At 68.3% G+C, this 19,366-nt stretch carries 13 protein-coding genes; all 13 read right to left on the bottom strand.

All coding sequences use genetic code 11. From position 1 onward, the window contains the following. Positions 1-99: 99 nt before the first annotated feature. Positions 100-1,287: an elongation factor Tu gene (gene tuf / locus RBL05_RS14475; RefSeq protein ID WP_308738873.1), complete on the bottom strand. Its 1,188-nt coding sequence runs from the start codon at positions 1,285-1,287 to the stop codon at positions 100-102. Positions 1,288-1,411: 124 nt separating this feature from the next. Beyond that, positions 1,412-3,559: an elongation factor G gene (gene fusA / locus RBL05_RS14470; RefSeq protein ID WP_308738874.1), complete on the bottom strand. Its 2,148-nt coding sequence runs from the start codon at positions 3,557-3,559 to the stop codon at positions 1,412-1,414. A gap of 91 nt (positions 3,560-3,650) precedes the next feature. Beyond that, positions 3,651-4,121 carry a 30S ribosomal protein S7 gene (gene rpsG, locus RBL05_RS14465; protein ID WP_010550341.1) on the bottom strand — a complete coding sequence of 157 codons (471 nt, stop codon included), beginning with the start codon at positions 4,119-4,121 and terminating at the stop codon, positions 3,651-3,653. Next, complete coding sequence (gene rpsL / locus RBL05_RS14460; RefSeq protein WP_010550342.1) at positions 4,121-4,495, bottom strand: 30S ribosomal protein S12; 375 nt, start codon at positions 4,493-4,495, stop codon at positions 4,121-4,123. Before rpsL ends, rpsG begins: the two co-directional genes overlap by 1 nt. A gap of 597 nt (positions 4,496-5,092) precedes the next feature. After that, entirely contained in the window at positions 5,093-6,364 is a 1,272-nt protein-coding gene (locus RBL05_RS14455; protein ID WP_308738875.1) for a resuscitation-promoting factor, read from the bottom strand. 465 nt (positions 6,365-6,829) lie between these two features. Continuing rightward, positions 6,830-10,714: a DNA-directed RNA polymerase subunit beta' gene (locus RBL05_RS14450; protein WP_308738876.1), complete on the bottom strand. Its 3,885-nt coding sequence runs from the start codon at positions 10,712-10,714 to the stop codon at positions 6,830-6,832. 117 nt (positions 10,715-10,831) lie between these two features. Continuing rightward, positions 10,832-14,320 (bottom strand): DNA-directed RNA polymerase subunit beta, encoded by a 3,489-nt coding sequence (rpoB, locus tag RBL05_RS14445; RefSeq protein ID WP_308738877.1) that lies wholly within the window; start codon positions 14,318-14,320, stop codon positions 10,832-10,834. A gap of 584 nt (positions 14,321-14,904) precedes the next feature. Then, on the bottom strand, positions 14,905-15,294 hold the full coding sequence (gene rplL, locus RBL05_RS14440; RefSeq protein ID WP_062947591.1) for a 50S ribosomal protein L7/L12: 390 nt from the start codon (positions 15,292-15,294) through the stop codon (positions 14,905-14,907). A 146-nt stretch (positions 15,295-15,440) separates the two neighbouring features. After that, the gene (gene rplJ, locus RBL05_RS14435; protein ID WP_308738878.1) at positions 15,441-15,959 is read right to left on the bottom strand and encodes a 50S ribosomal protein L10; all 519 of its coding nucleotides are present in this window, start codon (positions 15,957-15,959) and stop codon (positions 15,441-15,443) included. Positions 15,960-16,625: 666 nt separating this feature from the next. Beyond that, positions 16,626-17,345: a 50S ribosomal protein L1 gene (gene rplA / locus RBL05_RS14430; RefSeq protein WP_263310545.1), complete on the bottom strand. Its 720-nt coding sequence runs from the start codon at positions 17,343-17,345 to the stop codon at positions 16,626-16,628. A gap of 5 nt (positions 17,346-17,350) precedes the next feature. Then, positions 17,351-17,782 (bottom strand): 50S ribosomal protein L11, encoded by a 432-nt coding sequence (gene rplK, locus RBL05_RS14425; protein ID WP_010550349.1) that lies wholly within the window; start codon positions 17,780-17,782, stop codon positions 17,351-17,353. Positions 17,783-18,049: 267 nt separating this feature from the next. Further along, a complete protein-coding gene (gene nusG / locus RBL05_RS14420) occupies positions 18,050-18,967 on the bottom strand; it encodes a transcription termination/antitermination protein NusG (protein ID WP_308738879.1) in 918 nt (305 codons plus the stop codon). Between the two features lie 76 nt (positions 18,968-19,043). Further along, positions 19,044-19,310: a preprotein translocase subunit SecE gene (secE, locus tag RBL05_RS14415; RefSeq protein WP_308738880.1), complete on the bottom strand. Its 267-nt coding sequence runs from the start codon at positions 19,308-19,310 to the stop codon at positions 19,044-19,046. Positions 19,311-19,366 lie beyond the last annotated feature (56 nt).

Below are 19,366 nucleotides of genomic sequence, written 5' to 3'. Positions count from 1 at the left end.
GATGCGAGAAGGCCCCGCACCGGCGAACCGGTGCGGGGCCTTCTCTGCGCGGTGCCCCCGAGGGGGCGAGCCACGTCGGCGGGGTCTCCCCCGCTCAGATCACTTGTTGATCTTGGTGACGCGGCCGGAGCCCACGGTGCGGCCACCCTCACGGATGGCGAAGCCGAGGCCTTCCTCCATGGCGATGGGCTGGATCAGCTCCACCGACATCTCGGTGTTGTCGCCGGGCATGACCATCTCGGTGCCCTCGGGCAGCGTGATGACGCCGGTGACGTCGGTGGTCCGGAAGTAGAACTGCGGACGGTAGTTCGAGTAGAACGGGTTGTGACGGCCGCCCTCGTCCTTGGACAGGATGTAGACCTGCGCCTCGAACTCGGTGTGCGGGGTGATGGTGCCGGGCTTGGCCACGACCTGGCCGCGCTCGACGTCCTCGCGCTTGGTGCCGCGGAGCAGCAGGCCGCAGTTCTCGCCGGCCCACGCCTCGTCCATCTGCTTGTGGAACATCTCGATGCCGGTGACCGTGGTCTTCTGGGGCGCACGGATGCCGAGGATCTCGATCTCGGAGTTGATCGCGAGCTTGCCGCGGTCGACCTTGCCGGTGACGACGGTGCCACGACCCTGGATCGTGAAGACGTCCTCGATCGGCATGAGGAAGGGCTGGTCGAGGTCACGGACCGGGTCCGGGATCTTCTCGTCCACGGCCTCCATGAGGTCCTCGACGGACTTGACCCACTTGGGATCGCCCTCGAGCGCCTTCAGCGCGGAGACCTGGATGACCGGCGCGTCCTCGTCGAAGCCCTGGGAGCCCAGCATCTCGCGGACCTCCATCTCGACGAGCTCGAGGATCTCCTCGTCCTCGACCATGTCGGACTTGTTGAGGGCGGCGAGCAGGTAGGGAACGCCGACCTGCTTCGCGAGCAGCACGTGCTCACGGGTCTGAGCCATGGGGCCGTCGGTGGCGGCGACCACGAGGATGGCGCCGTCCATCTGCGCCGCACCGGTAATCATGTTCTTCACGTAGTCGGCGTGGCCGGGCGCGTCGACGTGCGCGTAGTGGCGCTTGTCGGTCTCGTACTCGATGTGCGAGACGTTGATCGTGATGCCGCGCTGCTTCTCCTCGGGCGCGTTGTCGATCTGGTCGAAGTCACGCTTGATGTTGACCTCGGGGAACTTGTCGTACAGAACCTTCGAGATCGCGGCGCTCAGCGTGGTCTTGCCGTGGTCGACGTGACCGATCGTGCCGATGTTGACGTGCGGCTTGGTCCGCTCGAACTTGGCCTTGGCCATTGTGGTGTCCTCCTAGGACTTTCTCGTGGTACTTCTGGATCGGGATCGGATCCCCTCCCCGAGAGGAGGGGGTCCGAGGGAAGCGGGGGAACAGGAGAAGGAGCCTACCTGCTCCCCCGGCCTCTCACTCGCCCCGGGTCTTCGCGACGATCTCGTCCGCAATGCTGGACGGGACCTCCGCGTAGCTGTGGAACTGCATCGTGTACATCGCACGACCCTGGGTCTTGGACCGCAGGTCGCCGACGTAGCCGAACATCTCCGACAGCGGGACGAGAGCACGGACGATCTTGACCCCGCTCGCGTCCTCCATCGACTGCACCTGCCCGCGACGCGAGTTCAGGTCGCCGATGACATCTCCCATGTACTCCTCCGGAGTACGGACCTCGACGTCCATGAGCGGCTCGAGGATGACCGGCTGCGCCTTGCGCAGGGCCTCCTTGGCGGCCATGGAGCCGGCGATCTTGAAGGCCATCTCCGAGGAGTCGACGTCGTGGTACGCGCCGTCGATCAGGGAGGCCTTCACGTTCACGACCGGGTAGCCGGCGAGGATGCCGGACTGCAGGGCGTCCTGGATGCCCGCGTCCACGCTCGGGATGTACTCGCGCGGGATGCGGCCGCCGGTGACCTTGTTCTCGAACTCGTAGAACACGCCGTCCTCGGCATCGGTCAGCGGACCGAAGGTGATCTGCACCTTCGCGAACTGGCCGGAGCCGCCGGTCTGCTTCTTGTGGGTGAAGTCGTACTTCTCCACGACGCGCTTGATCGTCTCGCGGTAGGCGACCTGCGGCTTGCCGATGTTCGCCTCGACGTTAAACTCGCGACGCATGCGGTCCACGAGGACGTCGAGGTGCAGCTCGCCCATGCCGCGGATGACCGTCTGGCCGGTCTCCTCGTCGAGCTCCACCTGGAAGGTCGGGTCCTCCTTGGCGAGCTTCTGGATGGCGACGCCGAGCTTCTCCTGGTCGCTCTTGGTCTTCGGCTCGATGGCCACCGAGATCACGGGCTCCGGGAAGCTCATGGACTCCAGCTGGATCGGGTTCGCCGGATCGGTCAGGGTGTCACCGGTGGTGGTGTCCTTCAGGCCGATGAACGCGTAGATGTGGCCGGCGAAGGCCTCGTCCACGGGGTTCTCCTTGTTGGAGTGCATCTGGAAGAGCTTGCCGACGCGCTCCTTCTTGCCGGTGGTGGCGTTGAGGATCTGCTCGCCCTGCTTGACCTGGCCCGAGTAGACGCGGACGTAGGTCAGCGATCCGAAGAACGGGTGCGCGGCGACCTTGAACGCGAGGGCCGAGAAGGGCGCGTCCCAGTCCGCGGCGCGGGTCAGCTCGACGGACTCGTCGCCCGGCTTGTGGCCGACCATGTCGGGAACGTCGAGCGGCGAGGGCAGGTAGTCGACGACACCGTTGAGCATGGGCTGGACGCCCTTGTTCTTGAAGGCGGTGCCGCAGAAGACCGGGTAGGCCTCGGAGTTGACGGTCAGGCGGCGGATGCCGGCCTTCAGCTCGTCGACGCTGAGGTCGCCCTCCTCGAGGTACTTGTCCATGAGCTCCTCGGAGCTCTCGGCCACGTCCTCGACGAGCTTGTTGCGGTACTCCTCGACCGTCTCCCGGAGGTCCTCCGGGATCGGGATCTCGCGCTGCCACTGGCCGAGCGAGGGATCACCCTTCTTCGAGTTGATCGCGGGCATGTCCTCCTCGAGCGTGTCGGGCCAGTCGTAGGCCTTCATCTCGACGAGGTCGACCACACCGGTGAAGTCGTTCTCCGCACCGATCGGGACCTGCATGACCAGCGGCTTCGCACCGAGGCGCTCAACGATCGTCTTCACGGTGAAGAAGAAGTCGGCACCCAGCTTGTCCATCTTGTTGACGAAGCAGATGCGGGGGACGTCGTACTTGTCGGCCTGGCGCCAGACGGTCTCCGACTGGGGCTCCACGCCCTCCTTGCCGTCGAACACCGCGACGGCGCCGTCGAGCACGCGGAGCGAGCGCTCCACCTCGACCGTGAAGTCGACGTGCCCGGGGGTGTCGATGATGTTGATCTGGTTGTCGTGCCAGTAGCAGGTCGTCGCGGCCGACGTGATCGTGATGCCGCGCTCCTTCTCCTGCTCCATCCAGTCCATCGTGCCGGCGCCGTCGTGGGTCTCGCCCATCTTGTAGTTCACGCCGGTGTAGAAGAGGATGCGCTCGGTCGTGGTGGTCTTGCCGGCATCGATGTGAGCCATGATGCCGATGTTGCGGACCTTGTTCAGGTCGCTGAGCACTTCGAGTGCCACGGGCTTGTGCCTTTCTGGAGAACGGGTGCTGCAGGAGCCGCCGGACGGCGATCGGTGGGGCCCACCCGCGAGGGCGGACCCCACCGTGCTCTCACCAGCGGTAGTGAGCGAAGGCGCGGTTCGACTCGGCCATCTTGTGAGTGTCCTCGCGGCGCTTCACAGCGGCACCGAGGCCGTTGGACGCGTCGAGGATCTCGTTCATCAGACGCTCGGTCATGGTGTTCTCGCGGCGGGCGCGGGAGTAGCTGACCAGCCAGCGCAGCGCCAGCGTGGTCGAGCGACCGGGCTTGACCTCGATCGGGACCTGGTAGGTCGCACCGCCGACGCGGCGGGAGCGGACCTCGAGCGACGGACGGATGTTGTCCAGCGCCTTCTTCAGGGTCACGACCGGGTCCTGGCCGTTCTTCTCACGGGCGCCCTCGAGCGCACCGTAGACGATCCCCTCGGCGACGGTCTTCTTGCCGTCCAGGAGGATCTTGTTGATGAGCTGGGTGACGATCGGCGAGCCGTAGACCGGGTCGACGACGAGCTGGCGCTTGGGAGCGGGGCCCTTACGAGGCATTACTTCTTCTCCTTCTTCGCGCCGTAGCGGGAGCGCGCCTGCTGGCGGCCCTTGACGGCCTGGGTGTCCAGGGCGCCTCGCACGATCTTGTAGCGGACACCGGGCAGGTCCTTCACACGGCCGCCGCGGACGAGCACGATCGAGTGCTCCTGCAGGTTGTGACCCTCGCCGGGGATGTAGGCGGTGACCTCGAGGCCGGTCGACAGCTTCACACGCGCGATCTTGCGCAGCGCGGAGTTCGGCTTCTTGGGGGTCTGGGTGTAGACGCGCGTGCAGACACCGCGGCGCTGGGGCGAACCCTTGAGCGCGGGCGTCTTCGAAGCGGACGACCGGGCGTCCCGCCCCTTGCGCACCAACTGCTGAATAGTGGGCACAGCTTCTCTTCCTGTTCGGCCATCAGGACTGTTCGTCCCGCTGGATCGACTTCTTCGACCGTTCGCACGGCCGGCGACCCGATCCGCCGCTCCCTCGGCCCGGGAGCTCGGCGGTTCGACCCGCCCGTCAGGTGATGGCACCTGCCGGGCGTCCTGGAGGACCGTGATCGGTGCCCACGGGCAGCGGCCGGGCCAGGCCGACTTCCCGCTTTCGGGCACGCCGCGAAGATCCGCTCCTCGCGGGGGACGCCTCCCGCCGACTCCGAGGAGCGGCGGTTCTGTCCCGGTCACGACCAGAGGGCACTCCGGACGCGGTCTCGATTCTACTGAGACGCGCACGATGCGGTCAAAGCTTCGCGTCCCATCCGACGCAGATCACATGACGGCATGTGGCCGGGAACTTGCACCGAGGTGAAGCGGCAGGGTACGGGCCCGGAACGCGACGAGCGCGCCGCAGATGCGGCGCGCTCGTCGCGCGAGAGGGGTGGAGATCAGCTGCGCTCTCGCGCTCATCTCCTACCGCTCGTTCCTCGCAGTACGTCGATCAGCTGCGCTCTCGCGCTGATCTCCTACCGCTCGTTCCTCGCAGTACGTCGATCAGCGGATGCCGAGCTTCGAGGTGCAGGACGGCCAGGCGCCCCAGCCCTGGTTCGCCTGGACCTTCTTGGCGATGTCGATCTGCTGCTCGCGGGTGGCGAGGTCGGCGCGGGGCGCGTACTTGTCGCCGCCGTAGGCCTTCCAGGTCTGGTTGTTGAACTGGATGCCGCCGTAGTAGCCGTTGCCGGTGTTGATCGACCAGTTGCCGCCGGACTCGCACTGGGCGAGGCGGTCCCACACGCCGCCGGACGCGGCGGCGGGGGCGGAGGCGCCGGTGTTGCCGGACTCCGAGGACTTCTCCTCGGTGGACTCGGTGGACTCGCGCTCGGAGCTGCGGTTCGACTTGGTGTCGGACTCGCGCTTCTCGGTCTTCGGCGCCTCCTGGGCGGCGGGAGCGGCCTGCTCCTCCTCGACCTCGGGCTCGGGCTCGGGCTCGGGGGCAGGCTTGGTGCCCTTGGCGACGACCTCGGTGACGGGCTCGGAGACGACCTCCTCCGAGACGAGCTCGGACTCGGTGACCTCGCCGTCCACGACGGTGTCGGTGTAGACCTTCTCGGTGGAGCCGGCCTTGCCCTCGGTGGTGGTCTTGGTGGTGCCCTCGGCGAGGGAGTCGTCCTCGACGGTCTTCGTCTCGAAGGGGATCTCCTCGGTCTCCGTGCGCTCCTTCTCGCGGACGCGGTGGACCTCGTGGGTCGCGCCGTCCTCGAGGACGGTGTCGAGCGGGACGTCGGAGGTGTCGGTGTCCTCGATATCGCCGAGGACCTTCTTCATCGCCTCGCCCACGGTGAGGGCGGTGACCTCGAAGGTGTCCTGGCCGTACTGGCCGACGAAGGTGACGGTCTTGCGGGTGACCACGGAGACCTCGCCGCCCGCGTCCTCGAGGGAGGTCTCGGGGGCGGGGCTGATCGCGGCGCCCTCGGCCGTGTACTCGGTCTCCGCCAGCGCGTCGGCGACGGTGTCACCGGTGGTCAGCAGCTCCTGCTCCTCGCCGTCGATGGAGACGGTGACGGGGGTGCGCTGGACGACCTGGATGTCCATGCCGTCGGTGACGAGCTCCTCGAGGCCCGGGGTCACGAGGTCGGTGTCCTTGACCTCGATGCCCTGGGCGGCGAGCAGGTCGCCGACGGTGGGCTGGGAGAAGATGCGGACCGCGGTCTCCTCGCCGTAGGCGGTGATCTGGGCCTCGTTCGACATCGCGAAGGCGGTACCGCCGCCGCCGACGGCCACCACGCACACGGTCGCCGCACCGACGATCCACGGAGTCTTCTTCACTGTTCCACCTTTTCCCTGCCGCGTCCGCGGCCTTCACGTGTCGTTCCCTGAGCGTCGGATCCCGTAGGGCGGGATCTGCAGCTCCGGCACGCGCACACCCCCGCGGGCGCGGGTCGGTGCTGCAGGAAAGGTCGCGTGGGAACTGCCGGGTGCCACTCTTCCGTTCTTCTCCACGTGACGTAAGGGGTGAAACCGGACTTTGGGCTGGGGCCCACGAGGCCTTTACCCTCTCGTGAACCTCCGCGTCCGACAGATCACGCCGGGCCCGGTCAGAGGCCTCTTCGGCGCGACGCAGGCCACTCCCCCGCCCTCCCGACGGACCCTCGGAGGGCGTTTCCTCCGCAGGACGCCCCCAGAACGCCCGCAGGGCGCAGGAACGCCGCGGGGCGGCCCCACCGTGTGGTGGGACCGCCCCGCGGCGTTTTCGGTCAGAAGGCGCTCAGCACCCGCTCACCGCTGCTCCGCTCACCGGAAGTCGGTGCGGAAGGGATCGGCGTAGTCGATGTCGTCGAGGTTGACCGCGCCGGTCTGGCCGAAGCCGGAGAAGTCCAGCTCGTCGTAGCCCGGCACCTGGTACATCTGCGCCTTCGCCTCGTCGGTGGGCTCGACCGCGATGCGGCGGAACCGCGACAGGCCGGTGCCCGCCGGGATGAGCTTGCCGATGATGACGTTCTCCTTGAGCCCCATGAGCTGATCGCTCTTGCGGTTCAGGGCGGCCTCGGTGAGCACCCGGGTGGTCTCCTGGAAGGAGGCCGCCGAGAGCCACGACTCGGTCGCGAGCGACGCCTTGGTGATGCCCATCAGCTCCGGACGACCCGAGGCCGGCTGCCCGCCCTCGGAGAGGACCCGACGGTTCTCCCGCTCGAAGGTGACGCGCTCGGCGAAGTCGCCCGGCAGCAGATCGGTGTCGCCGGACTCGATGACCGTCACGCGACGGAGCATCTGGCGCACGATGACCTCGATGTGCTTGGCATGGATGTCCACGCCCTGGGAGATGTACACCTTCTGGACCTCGTCCACGAGGTGCTGCTGCACCTTGCGGGGGCCGAGGATGCGCAGCACCTGCTTGGGATCGACGGAGCCCTGGGTGAGCTGCTGGCCGACCTCGATGTGGTCGCCGTCGGCGATCAGCAGGGTGACGCGCTTGGAGACGGTGTAGGTGACCTCGTCCGAGCCGTCGTCCGGCGTGACCGTGATCCGGCGCTGCTTGTCGTTCTCCTCGATCGCGGCGCGACCGGAGAACTCGGAGATCGGCGCGAAGCCGGCCGGGGTGCGGGCCTCGAACAGCTCCTGCACACGCGGCAGACCGTGCGTGATGTCGCCGTCGGCGCTGGCCACACCACCGGAGTGGAAGGTACGCATGGTCAGCTGCGTGCCGGGCTCGCCGATGGACTGGGCCGCGACGATGCCGACGGCCTCGCCGATGTCGACCAGCTGGCCGGTCGCGAGCGACTTGCCGTAGCACTGGGCGCAGGTGCCCACCGCCGAGTCGCAGGTCAGCACGGAGCGGATCTTCACCTCGCGCACGCCCGCCTCGACGAGCTGCTCGATGACCACGTCGCCGAGCTCGGTGCCCGCCGGCGCCGCCTCGGTGCCGTCGGCGCCGATCGCGGCGGTCGCGAGGACACGGCCGTAGACCGTGGACTCCGCGTGCTCGTGCGTGCGCAGCACGCCGGCCTCCTCGACCGCGATCGGGAGCACGAGGCCCTTGGTGGTGCCGCAGTCGTCCTCGCGGACGATGACGTCCTGGGAGACGTCCACCAGACGACGGGTCAGGTAGCCCGACTGGGCGGTCTTCAGCGCCGTGTCCGCCAGGCCCTTGCGGGAGCCGTGCGAGGCGACGAAGTACTCCAGGACCGAGAGCCCCTCCTTGTAGTTGGAGAGGATCGGGCGCGGGATGATCTCGCCCTTCGGGTTGGTGACCAGGCCGCGCATGCCGGCGATCTGGCGGATCTGCATCCAGTTGCCTCGGGCGCCGGAGTCCACCATGCGGTAGATGGTGTTGGTCGACTCGAAGTTCGCCCGCATCGCCTGGTCGACCTCGTTGGTCGCCTCGGTCCAGATGTCGATGAGCTCCGCGTTGCGCTCGGACTCGGAGATGAGGCCGAGGTCGCGGTTCTCCTGGACCTGGGCGGCCTTCGTCTCGTGCTTCGCGATGATCTCCGCCTTGCCGGGCGGGGTCACCACGTCGGACAGCGCGAAGGACGCGCCCGAGCGGGTGGACCACGAGAAGCCGTAGGCCTTCAGCGCGTCGAGGGACGCCGCGACCTGGCCCTTGTCGTAGCGCTCGGCGAGGGCGTTGACGATCCCGCCCAGGCGCTTCTTGCCGACCTGGCCCTGCACGAAGGGGAAGTCCTCCGGTAGCGTCTCGTTGAAGTACACCGCGCCGAGGGTGGTGGTGAGGGTGATCGCGTCGCCCTCGGTCCAGCCCTCGGGGGCCTCCCAGTCGCTCGGCGGGACGATGTCCTCGAAGCGGAGGGAGACGGGCGCGTTCAGATGCAGCTCACCGCGGTCGAAGGCCATGATCGCCTCGGCCACGGAGGAGAAGGAGCGACCCGCGCCCTCGACGTCCTCACGCACCGTGGTGATGTGGTACAGGCCGATGATCATGTCCTGCGCGGGCATGGTGACCGGACGGCCGTCGGACGGCTTGAGGATGTTGTTCGAGGACAGCATCAGGATGCGGGCCTCGGCCTGCGCCTCCGCCGACAGCGGCAGGTGCACGGCCATCTGGTCGCCGTCGAAGTCCGCGTTGAAGGCGGCGCACACCAGCGGGTGCAGGTGGATCGCCTTGCCCTCGACGAGCTGCGGCTCGAACGCCTGGATGCCCAGGCGGTGCAGCGTCGGCGCACGGTTCAGCAGCACCGGGTGCTCGGTGATGACCTCCTCGAGCACGTCCCAGACCTCGGGGCGGGCGCGCTCGACCATGCGCTTGGCGGCCTTGACGTTCTGGGCGTGGCTGAGCTCGACCAGGCGCTTCATCACGAAGGGCTTGAACAGCTCCAGCGCCATGCCCTTGGGCAGACCGCACTGGTGCAGCTTCAGCTGCGGGCCGTTGACGATCACGGAGCGGGCGGAGTAGTCCACGCGCTTGCCCAGCAGGTTCTGGCGGAAGCGGCCCTGCTTGCCCTTGAGCATGTCGGAGAGCGACTTCAGCGGACGGTTGCCGGGGCCCGTGACCGGGCGGCCGCGACGGCCGTTGTCGAACAGCGAGTCGACCGACTCCTGCAGCATGCGCTTCTCGTTGTTCACGATGATCTCGGGGGCGCCGAGATCCAGCAGCCGCTTGAGGCGGTTGTTGCGGTTGATCACGCGACGGTACAGGTCGTTGAGGTCGGAGGTCGCGAAGCGGCCGCCGTCCAGCTGCACCATCGGGCGCAGGTCCGGCGGGATGACCGGGACCGCGTCCAGCACCATGCCGACGGGCGAGTTGGTGGTGGTGAGGAAGGCGGAGACGACCTTGAGCCGCTTGAGCGCACGGGCCTTCTTCTGCCCCTTGCCGGTGGCGATGACCTCGCGGAGCGCCTCCGCCTCGGCCTCGAGGTCGAAGTCGGAGAGACGACGCTGGATCGCCTCGGCGCCCATGCCGCCCTCGAAGTAGGTGCCGTAGCGCAGCTTCATCGCGCGGTAGAGCTGCTCGTCGCCCTCGAGGTCGGCGACCTTGAGGGTCTTGAAGCGCTCCCACACGCGGGTGATGCGGTCGACCTCCGCGTCGTACTTCTTGCGGATCTGGGCCTGCTCGCGCTCGGAGGAGTCGCGGACCTTGCGCTTCGCGTCGGCCTTGGCACCCTCCTCCTCGAGCTGGGCGAGGTCCTTCTCCGCGGTGACGGCGCGCTGGTTGATCGCGGCGTCGCGCTCGTTCTCGAGCTCCTTGACCTCGAGGTCGAAGCGGGCCTGCAGATCGGGCATGTCGTCGTGGCGAGCCTGCTCGTCCACGTCGGTGATCATGTACGCCGCGAAGTAGATGATCTTCTCGAGATCCTTCGGGGCCAGGTCCAGCAGGTAGCCGAGACGGCTCGGCACGCCCTTGAAGTACCAGATGTGGGTGACAGGGGCCGCGAGCTCCACGTGGCCCATGCGCTCACGGCGCACGGAGGACTTGGTGACCTCCACGCCGCAGCGCTCGCAGACGATGCCCTTGAAGCGGACGCGCTTGTACTTGCCGCAGTAGCACTCCCAGTCCCGGGTGGGACCGAAGATGCGCTCGCAGAACAGGCCGTCCATCTCGGGCTTCAGGGTGCGGTAGTTGATGGTCTCGGGCTTCTTGACCTCGCCGTGGGACCAGCCGCGGATGTCATCGGCGGTCGCGAGGCCGATGCGCAGCTCATCGAAGGTGTTGACGTCGAGCACAGGTGTCCTTCTCTCGATCGGAAGTCGTGGTGTCTGAGGGAACGGGGGTCGAGGGCGGGGCCGGGAGGCTCGTCGGCGGCGCGGGGCGGCCGACGGGACCTCCCGGTCCCCCGTCCGTCAGACCTCTTCGATGGAGCCGACGCCCTCGTGGGGCCGGCGGGACAGGTCGATGCCGAGCTCCTCCGCGGCGCGGAAGACCTCCTCGTCGCTCTCCTGGACCTCCTGGGCGGTGCCGTCGCTGGACAGCACCTCCACGTTCAGGCACAGCGACTGCATCTCCTTGAGCAGCACGCGGAAGGACTCCGGGATACCGGGCTCGGGGATGTTCTCGCCCTTGACGATCGCCTCGTACACCTTCACGCGGCCCGAGATGTCGTCGGACTTGATGGTCAGCAGCTCCTGCAGGGCGTAGGCGGCGCCGTACGCCTCCAGGGCCCACACCTCCATCTCGCCGAAGCGCTGGCCGCCGAACTGGGCCTTACCGCCCAGCGGCTGCTGCGTGATCATCGAGTACGGACCGGTCGAGCGGGCGTGCAGCTTGTCGTCCACCAGGTGGTGGAGCTTCAGCATGTACATGTAGCCCACGGAGATCGGGTCCGGGAACGGCTCGCCGGAGCGGCCGTCGAACAGGCGCGCCTTGCCGTTCTCCTTGACCATCCGCTCGCCGTCGCGGTTGGGCAGGTGGTTGGCGATCAGGCCGGTGACCTCGTCGGCGGTGAGGCCGTCGAAGACCGGGACCGCGACCGGGGTGCCGGGCTCGCCGTGCAGCGCGGCCTCGGGCAGGTCCGCGGCGGTCGGGTCCTCGGGATCGAGCCCCCAGCCGGACTTCGCGACCCAGCCGAGGTGGGTCTCCATGACCTGGCCGATGTTCATTCGGCCGGGCACGCCCATCGGGTTGAGGATGATGTCGATCGGGGTGCCGTCCTCCAGGAACGGCATGTCCTCGACCGGCAGGATCTTCGCGATGACGCCCTTGTTGCCGTGACGGCCGGCGAGCTTGTCGCCGTCGGTGATCTTGCGCTTCTGGGCCACGTAGACGCGGACCATCTCGTTGACGCCGGTGGGGAGGATGTCCCCGTCCTCGTCGTCGGTGAAGACGCGCACGCCGATGACGGTGCCGGACTCGCCGTGCGGGACGCGCAGCGAGGTGTCGCGCACCTCACGGGCCTTCTCGCCGAAGATCGCGCGCAGCAGGCGCTCCTCCGGGGTCAGCTCGGTCTCGCCCTTCGGCGTCACCTTGCCGACCAGGATGTCGCCCGGCTCGACCTCGGCGCCGATGCGGATGATGCCGCGCTCGTCGAGATCGGCCAGCACGTCGTCGCCGACGTTCGGGATGTCCCGGGTGATCTCCTCCTTGCCGAGCTTGGTGTCGCGGGCGTCGACCTCGTGCTCCTCGATGTGGATCGAGGTGAGGACGTCGTCCTGGACCATGCGCGAGGACAGGATGATGCCGTCCTCGTAGTTGTGACCCTCCCAGGACATGAACGCGACCAGCAGGTTCTTGCCGATGGCGAGCTCGCCCTGGTCGGTCGAGGGGCCGTCGGCCAGGATGGAACCGGCCTCGACGCGGTCGCCCTCGTCGAAGAGGACTCGCTGGTTGTAGGAGTTGCCGGCGTTGGAGCGCTGGAACTTCCCGATCGGGTAGGTCTGACGGGTGCCGTCGTCGGCCATCACCATGATGAGGTCCGCCGAGAGCTCCTCGATGACGCCGCCCTTCTGCGCGACGACCACGTCGCCCGCGTCCACCGCGGCGCGACGCTCCATGCCGGTGCCGACCAGCGGCATCTCGGAACGGAGCAGCGGCACGGCCTGGCGCTGCATGTTCGAGCCCATGAGCGCACGGTTGGCGTCGTCGTGCTCGAGGAAGGGGATCATCGCGGTCGCGACGGAGACCATCTGACGTGCGGAGACGTCCATGTAGTCCACGTCCGAGATCGGCACGAGGTCGGGCTCGCCGCCGGGGAGGCGCACGAGCACCTCGTCGGCGAGGAAGTGGCCGTCCTCATCGATCTTCGCGTTCGCCTGGGCGATGATGTGGCGATCCTCGTCGTCCGCGGTGAGGTAGACGATCTCGTCGGTCACGACGGAGTCGACGACCTTGCGGTACGGGGTCTCCACGAAGCCGAAGGGGTTGATGCGGGCGAAGGTCGCCAGCGAGCCGATCAGGCCGATGTTCGGACCCTCGGGGGTCTCGATCGGGCACATGCGGCCGTAGTGGCTCGGGTGGACGTCACGAACCTCCATGCCCGCGCGGTCGCGGGAGAGGCCGCCCGGGCCCAGCGCCGAGAGGCGACGCTTGTGCGTCAGGCCCGACAGCGGGTTGTTCTGGTCCATGAACTGCGAGAGCTGGGAGGTTCCGAAGAACTCCTTGATCGCCGCGGTGACCGGACGGATGTTGATCAGCGTCAGCGGGGTGATCGCCTCGACGTCCTGCGTGGTCATGCGCTCGCGGACGACGCGCTCCATGCGGGACAGGCCCGTACGGACCTGGTTCTGGATCAGCTCGCCGACGGCGCGGATGCGACGGTTGCCGAAGTGGTCGATGTCGTCGGTCTCGACGCGCACCGGACGGTCGTCGACGCTCGTGTACTCGGAGACGCCGTCGTGCAGGGCGACGATGTACTTGATGGTCGCGACGATGTCCTGCAGGCGCAGGGTCGACTCGGAGAGGCTGCCCTCGAGGCCGAGCTTCTTGCCGATCTTGTAGCGGCCGACCTTCGCCAGGTCGTAGCGCTTGGCGTTGAAGTAGAGGTTGTTCAGCATCGCCTCGCCCGCATCGCGTGTGGGCGGCTCGCCCGGGCGCTGCTTGCGGTAGATGTCGATGAGGGCCTCGTCCTGGGAGGCGATGCGGTCCTTCTCGAGGGTGGAGCGCATCGACTCGAACTCGCCGAACTCCTCGAGGATGTCGCTGTGGGACATGCCGAGGGCCTGCAGCAGGGTCGTGACGGACTGCTTGCGCTTGCGGTCGATGCGCACGCCGACCTGGTCGCGCTTGTCGACCTCGAACTCGAGCCAGGCGCCGCGCGAGGGGATGACCTTGGCGGAGAAGATGTGCTTGTCCGAGGTCTTGTCGATCGACTCCTCGAAGTACACGCCCGGGGAGCGGACGAGCTGCGAGACGACGACGCGCTCGGTGCCGTTGATGATGAAGGTGCCCTTGTCGGTCATGAGCGGGAACTCGCCCATGAAGACCGTCTGGGTCTTGATCTCACCGGTCTCGTTGTTCATGAACTCCGCGATGACGTACAGCGGAGCCGCGTAGGTGAGGTCCTTCTCCTTGCACTCCTCGACCGTGTACTTCGGGTCGTCGAAGGTGTGGTCGCGGAACGACAGCGACATGTTGCCGGCGAAGTCCTCGATCGGGGAGATCTCCTCGAGGATGTCCGCGAGACCGGAGGTCTGCGGCACGTCCTCACGGCCGGCGGCGGCGGCCTCGGCCGCACGCTCCTGCCAGCGCTCGTTGCCCAGCAACCAGTCGAACGAGGTGGTCTGCAGACTCAGCAGATCCGGGACCTCAAGAGGGTCGCCGAGCTTCGCGAAGGTGACGCGAGGGGAGGCGGTGCGAAGTGCGATGTCGGTGGTGCGATCGGTGCTCGAGGCAGCCAAAGGGGGGTCCTTCCACAGGCCGATGACGGAATCCCAGGCGCGGCGAACACCCGTCAGGAAGTGGAGAGAACGGCGTCGAGGTCAGTCGACGGAACCCACGGGGGACGCACAGCGCAAGGACCGAGCATACACAAAATCGCGGATGGAGACAAGGCCCCCGAAAGGGCTCCTCCATCCGCGTCGGCCGCTATATGCCTGGCGCGGGGTTCTCGTCGGCGCGTCCTGCCCGTCTGTCTCGACCGGCCCGGCGGTGTCATTACACCGGGCGCATGCGGCAGGATCAGCCCCGTACGGGAAAAAGTGTGGACGGAAATCGTTCCGCAGTCAAGCAGGCGGGGCCCGCGGCGGGGTGTCGGGCCATGTCAGAGGCGATTCCTCGGACCCCCGCGCAGGGATCGTGTCGGCGCTGCGCCCCGATGCCGGGGGCCCGGGAGCCGGCCCGGCGCGGGCCCGGATTGCGCCCGTGCGCGCCGCTCCCCCGCTGCAGACATGCGGAAGGGCCGCCCCGCGCGATGCGGGACGGCCCTCCACGGGGCAGTGCGACTGCCGTCAGGTGAGGCGCACGCCGGGGCGTGCGCCGGAGATCACTTGACGGAGACGGTCGCGCCGGCCTCCTCGAGCTTCGCCTTGGCGGCCTCGGCGTCCTCCTGCTTGACACCCTCGAGGACGGGCTTGGGGGCCTCGTCGACGAGCGCCTTGGCCTCCTTCAGACCGAGGGAGGTCAGGCCGCGCACCTCCTTGATGACGGCGATCTTCGCGGAGCCGGCCGACTCGAGGATGACGTCGAACTCGGTCTTCTCCTCCTCGGCGGCGGCCTCGCCACCACCGGCGGCGGGAGCGGCACCGGCGACGGCCACGGGGGCGGCGGCGGTGACGTCGAAGACGTCCTCGAACTGCTTCACGAACTCGGAGAGCTCGATGAGGGACATCTCCTTGAAAGCTTCGATGAGCTCGTCGTTGCTGAGCTTCGCCATGAGGGCGTTCCTTCCTGTAGGCGGGACCTGCGTCCCTGCGGTGTTGAGCGGCGCTCACGCGCCGGGTCTTGCGATCCGGATGCTCCGACGGGGCAGCCGGGGGACAGCGCTGTGGCTGTGGTGCGGAAGCCGGTGAGCCGGAAGGCTCAGGCGGCTTCCTGCTTGGCCCGCAGCGCGTCCACGGTGCGCGCCGTCTTGGACAGCGGTGCAGCGAACACTGCGGCGGCCTTGGACATCGACGCCTTCATGGCGCCGGCGGCCTTGGCCAGCAGGACCTCGCGGGACTCGAGGTCCGCGAGCTTCTGGACGTCCTCCTGCGAGAGCAGCTTGCCCTCGAAGTAGCCGGACTTGACCACGAGGTTCTCGTGGGTCTTGGCGAAGTCACGCAGAGCCTTCGCAGGCTCCACCGGCTCGCCCTTGATGAAGGCGATCGCGGTCGGCCCGCTGAGCGTGCCGTCGAACACGTCGATACCGGCCTTGCGGGCGGCGATCTCCGTGAGCGTGTTCTTCACCACGGCGTAGGTCGTCTCGGAACCCAGCGCACGACGGAGCTCCTTGAGCTCCCCCACGCTGAGCCCGCGATACTCGGTGATGACGGCGGCGTCGGACTCACGGAACATGTCCGCGATCTCCGCGACGGCGTCCACCTTCTCGGGATTCGCCATGGCCCTCCTTCCAGAGGTCTCTCGCCACCGGGTGAAGGGCCCTGGAACAGGAAAAGGCCTCGACACGCAGGTGTCGAGGCCAGCACGCACGATCCGGCTCCCCGGGAGCAGCTGCTCCTCGGAGGGCGCGACCGTGCGGGTCGCGTTCGTTCACCTGCGCAGGCCGTCCCGTGGGGACTTCTTCGGTCGCTCTCCGGGTGGAGGGCGACGACCGGCGGTCTTCGGTAGGTCCAGAGTAGTGCAGGGACGGGTGTGCGCGCCACGGTGCGGGCGGCGGTCTCCGTCACAGTCCGGCGACGGGCGGCGGGTGGACGGCGGCGGGCGTCGGGTGGTGGGCGGTGGGCGCCGAGAGCTGCGCGGCTCGAGGCGACCGGCGGCGCCACCGGCTCTCCGTACCGCGCAGCCCTCGGCGCACTTGTTCGACGAGAAGTACCAGCGAAGCGGTACCGGACGTCGATCAACTCACCTGCCGGCTCCGCTGCGGTGCGGGTGCGGCCCGCGAAGCGGCGCCCCGCGAAGCGGACCGGGGCGGAGTTGTTCGACGATCCGCTCCACTTCCCTGGTACGGATCGTCGAAGAGCCTCCAGGCCCGGCGCCCGACACAGCACGGCGCCCCGCCCACCTGAGCGGTGGGCGAGGCGCCGAGATGCGAGGAGATGAGGAGGCTCAGGCCTCGTCGGTGTCCTCGAGGAGGTTGCGGGTGCGGTTCACGTCGACCGGGATGCCGGGGCCCATGGTGGTGGACACGGTGATCTTCGTGATGTAGCGGCCCTTGGACGCGGACGGCTTGAGACGGAGGATCTCGTCCAGCGCCGCGACGTAGTTCTCGACGAGCTGCTTGTCGGTGAAGGAGACCTTGCCGACGATGTAGTGCAGGTTCGCCGCACGGTCGGTGCGGAACTCGATCTTGCCGCCCTTGATGTCGTTCACGGCCTTGGTGACGTCCATGGTCACGGTGCCGGTCTTGGGGTTCGGCATGAGGCCGCGGGGGCCGAGCACGCGGCCCAGCTTGCCGACCTTGCCCATCAGGTTCGGGGTGGCGACGGCCGCGTCGAAATCGGTCCAGCCGCCGGCGACCTTCTCGATCAGGTCGTCGTCGCCGACCTCGTCGGCGCCCGCCGCGAGAGCGGCCTCGGCCTGCGCGCCGGACGCGAAGACGATGACGCGCGCGGTCTTGCCGGTGCCGTTGGGCAGGTTGACGGTGCCGCGCACCATCTGGTCCGCCTTGCGGGGGTCGACGCCGAGACGCATCGAGACCTCGACGGAGGCGTCGAACTTCGCCGGGCTGGACTTCTGCGCGAGGCGCAGCGCGTCGAGCGGGGAGTAGGTGCGGCCCTCTTCGATCAGAGCGGCGCCGTTCTTGTAAGCCTTGCTACGGAATGCCATCGTTCTCAGCCCTCCACCGTGATGCCCATGGAACGAGCGGTGCCCTCGACGATCTTCGCCGCGGCCTCGATGTCGTTCGCGTTCAGATCAGGCATCTTCGTCTCCGCGATCTCGCGGACCTGAGCCTGGGTGATCTTGCCGACCTTGTCGGTGTGCGGCACGGCCGAGCCCTTCTGGAGGCCGGCGGCCTTCTTGATGAGCTCCGCGGCCGGCGGGGTCTTCGTGATGAAGGTGAACGAGCGGTCCTCGTAGACCGTGATCTCGACGGGGATGATGTTGCCACGCTGATCGGCGGTGCGATCGTTGTAGGCCTTCACGAACTCCATCATGTTCACGCCGGCAGCGCCGAGCGCGGGACCCACGGGCGGCGCAGGGGTGGCCTGGCCGGCCTGGATCTGGAGCTTGATGATGCTCGCGATCTTCTTCTTGGGAGCCATTGCTCTTCCTTACTGTGGTGTGGTCCGGGCGGAGCTGATCACGCGCTCCTCCCACTGCTGGACCCGCGCTCGCACGAGGCGGACGCGGAACCGGGATGCGACGTTACCTGCACGTCGCTGCGGCGTCGACCTCGATCGTGCGTGATCTCGGTCGTACTCCCCCACCGGGGAGCCCGCCCGGCCGGAGCCGGGCGCGCCGCGGGGATTCGGGGCGGACGCGGGCGAGGGGCCGCGCGTCCGAGGGCCCGCACGAGGCGGACCGGCTGGTCAGATCTTGGCGACCTGGTCGAAGCCGAGCTCGACCGGGGTCTCGCGGCCGAAGATCGACACGAGCACCTGCAGCTTCTGGGCCTCGGCGTGGATCTCGGAGATCGTGGCCGGCATGGTCTCGAAGGGGCCGTCCATGACGGTGACGGACTCGCCGACCTGGAAGTCGGGCACCTTCTGCGCGGCCGCGGGCTTCGAGGAGGAGCCGGACGAGCCGGAGGAGCGCTTCTTCTCGGGAAGGCCGACGGACGGCGCGAGCATCGAGAAGATCTCGTCGAAGGTGAGCGGGGTGGGCTCGGTCGCGTTGCCGACGAAGCCGGTCACGCCGGGGGTGTCGCGCACGACGCGCCAGGACTCGGTGGTCAGGTCCATGCGCACCAGCACGTAGCCGGGGATGCGCACGCGGCGGACGATCTTCTTCTGGCCGTTCTTGACCTCGGTCGCGTCCTCCATCGGGACCTGGACCTCGAAGATGAACTCCTCCATGTCCATGGTCTCGGTGCGCGTGGCGAGCTGGGTCTTCACGCGGTTCTCGTGCCCTGAGTAGGAGTGGATGACGTACCACTCGCCGAGCGCGGAGCGCAGGTGCATGCGCAGCTGCTGGACCGGGTCCTCCTCGGCCTCCTCGGCCGCGGGGGCGTCCTCGGCGGCCGGGGCCTCGTCGGCGCCGGCCGGCTCGTCGGAGTCGTCGGCTTCGGCCGGGTCGTCGGCGTGGTCGACGGGCGCCTCGGCGCTCTCGTCGCCAGCCGGCGCGTCGTCGTCGGAGAGCTCCGCGTCGAGCTCGGCGTCCTCGGCCGCGGTCTCCTCGGCGGCGGCGTCCTCGCCCGCGGCCTCGCCGGTCGGGGCCGAGGCGGAGAAGGAGAGGGTGTCGTCGACGTCGTCGAAGGACTTGTCGGGGGTAGAGGTCGTCTCGCTCATCGGCGGGAACCTGCCTTCCTGGCTGCGGTGGACTGGTCGGTCACAGGGCTGTGCGAGGTGCGGATCAGGCGCCCGCTCACACGTCGGGGACCGTGAAGGCGATCCGCGAGATCCAGCTGAAGGCCGCGTCGAGCCCGAAGATCAGCAGGATCATGAAGGCGACGAACAGCAGCACCGTGATCGAGTACAGGACCAGCTCGCGCCTGCTGGGGACGACCACCTTGCGCAGCTCGGCGATCACCTGACGGATGAACAGACCGATCGCCAGGAGCGGGTTCTTCGACCCGGAGCCCTGGACGTCACCGGTGCGCGGTGCCGACGGGGCGTTCTGGCTGGAGTTCACAGGGAGCTATCCGATCTCGTCGAGGTCATCCGCATCCGGCCGGGTGACCCCGGCCG

Origin of the sequence: Brachybacterium sp. GU-2, assembly GCF_030866705.2 — a bacterium.
Classification (GTDB): Bacteria; Actinomycetota; Actinomycetes; order Actinomycetales; family Dermabacteraceae; genus Brachybacterium; species Brachybacterium conglomeratum.
This window is presented reverse-complemented; position numbering and strand designations above follow the sequence as displayed.

Bases quoted from the DNA above. Each gene is read 5' to 3' on its own strand.
- tuf (WP_308738873.1), bottom strand. From the start codon at position 1,287: ATGGCCAAGGCCAAGTTCGAGCGGACCAAGCCGCACGTCAACATCGGC.
- rpsG (WP_010550341.1), bottom strand. From the start codon at position 4,121: ATGCCTCGTAAGGGCCCCGCTCCCAAGCGCCAGCTCGTCGTCGACCCG.
- nusG (WP_308738879.1), bottom strand. From the start codon at position 18,967: ATGAGCGAGACGACCTCTACCCCCGACAAGTCCTTCGACGACGTCGAC.
- rplA (WP_263310545.1), bottom strand. From the start codon at position 17,345: ATGGCATTCCGTAGCAAGGCTTACAAGAACGGCGCCGCTCTGATCGAA.
- rplJ (WP_308738878.1), bottom strand. From the start codon at position 15,959: ATGGCGAATCCCGAGAAGGTGGACGCCGTCGCGGAGATCGCGGACATG.
- rplL (WP_062947591.1), bottom strand. From the start codon at position 15,294: ATGGCGAAGCTCAGCAACGACGAGCTCATCGAAGCTTTCAAGGAGATG.
- rplK (WP_010550349.1), bottom strand. From the start codon at position 17,782: ATGGCTCCCAAGAAGAAGATCGCGAGCATCATCAAGCTCCAGATCCAG.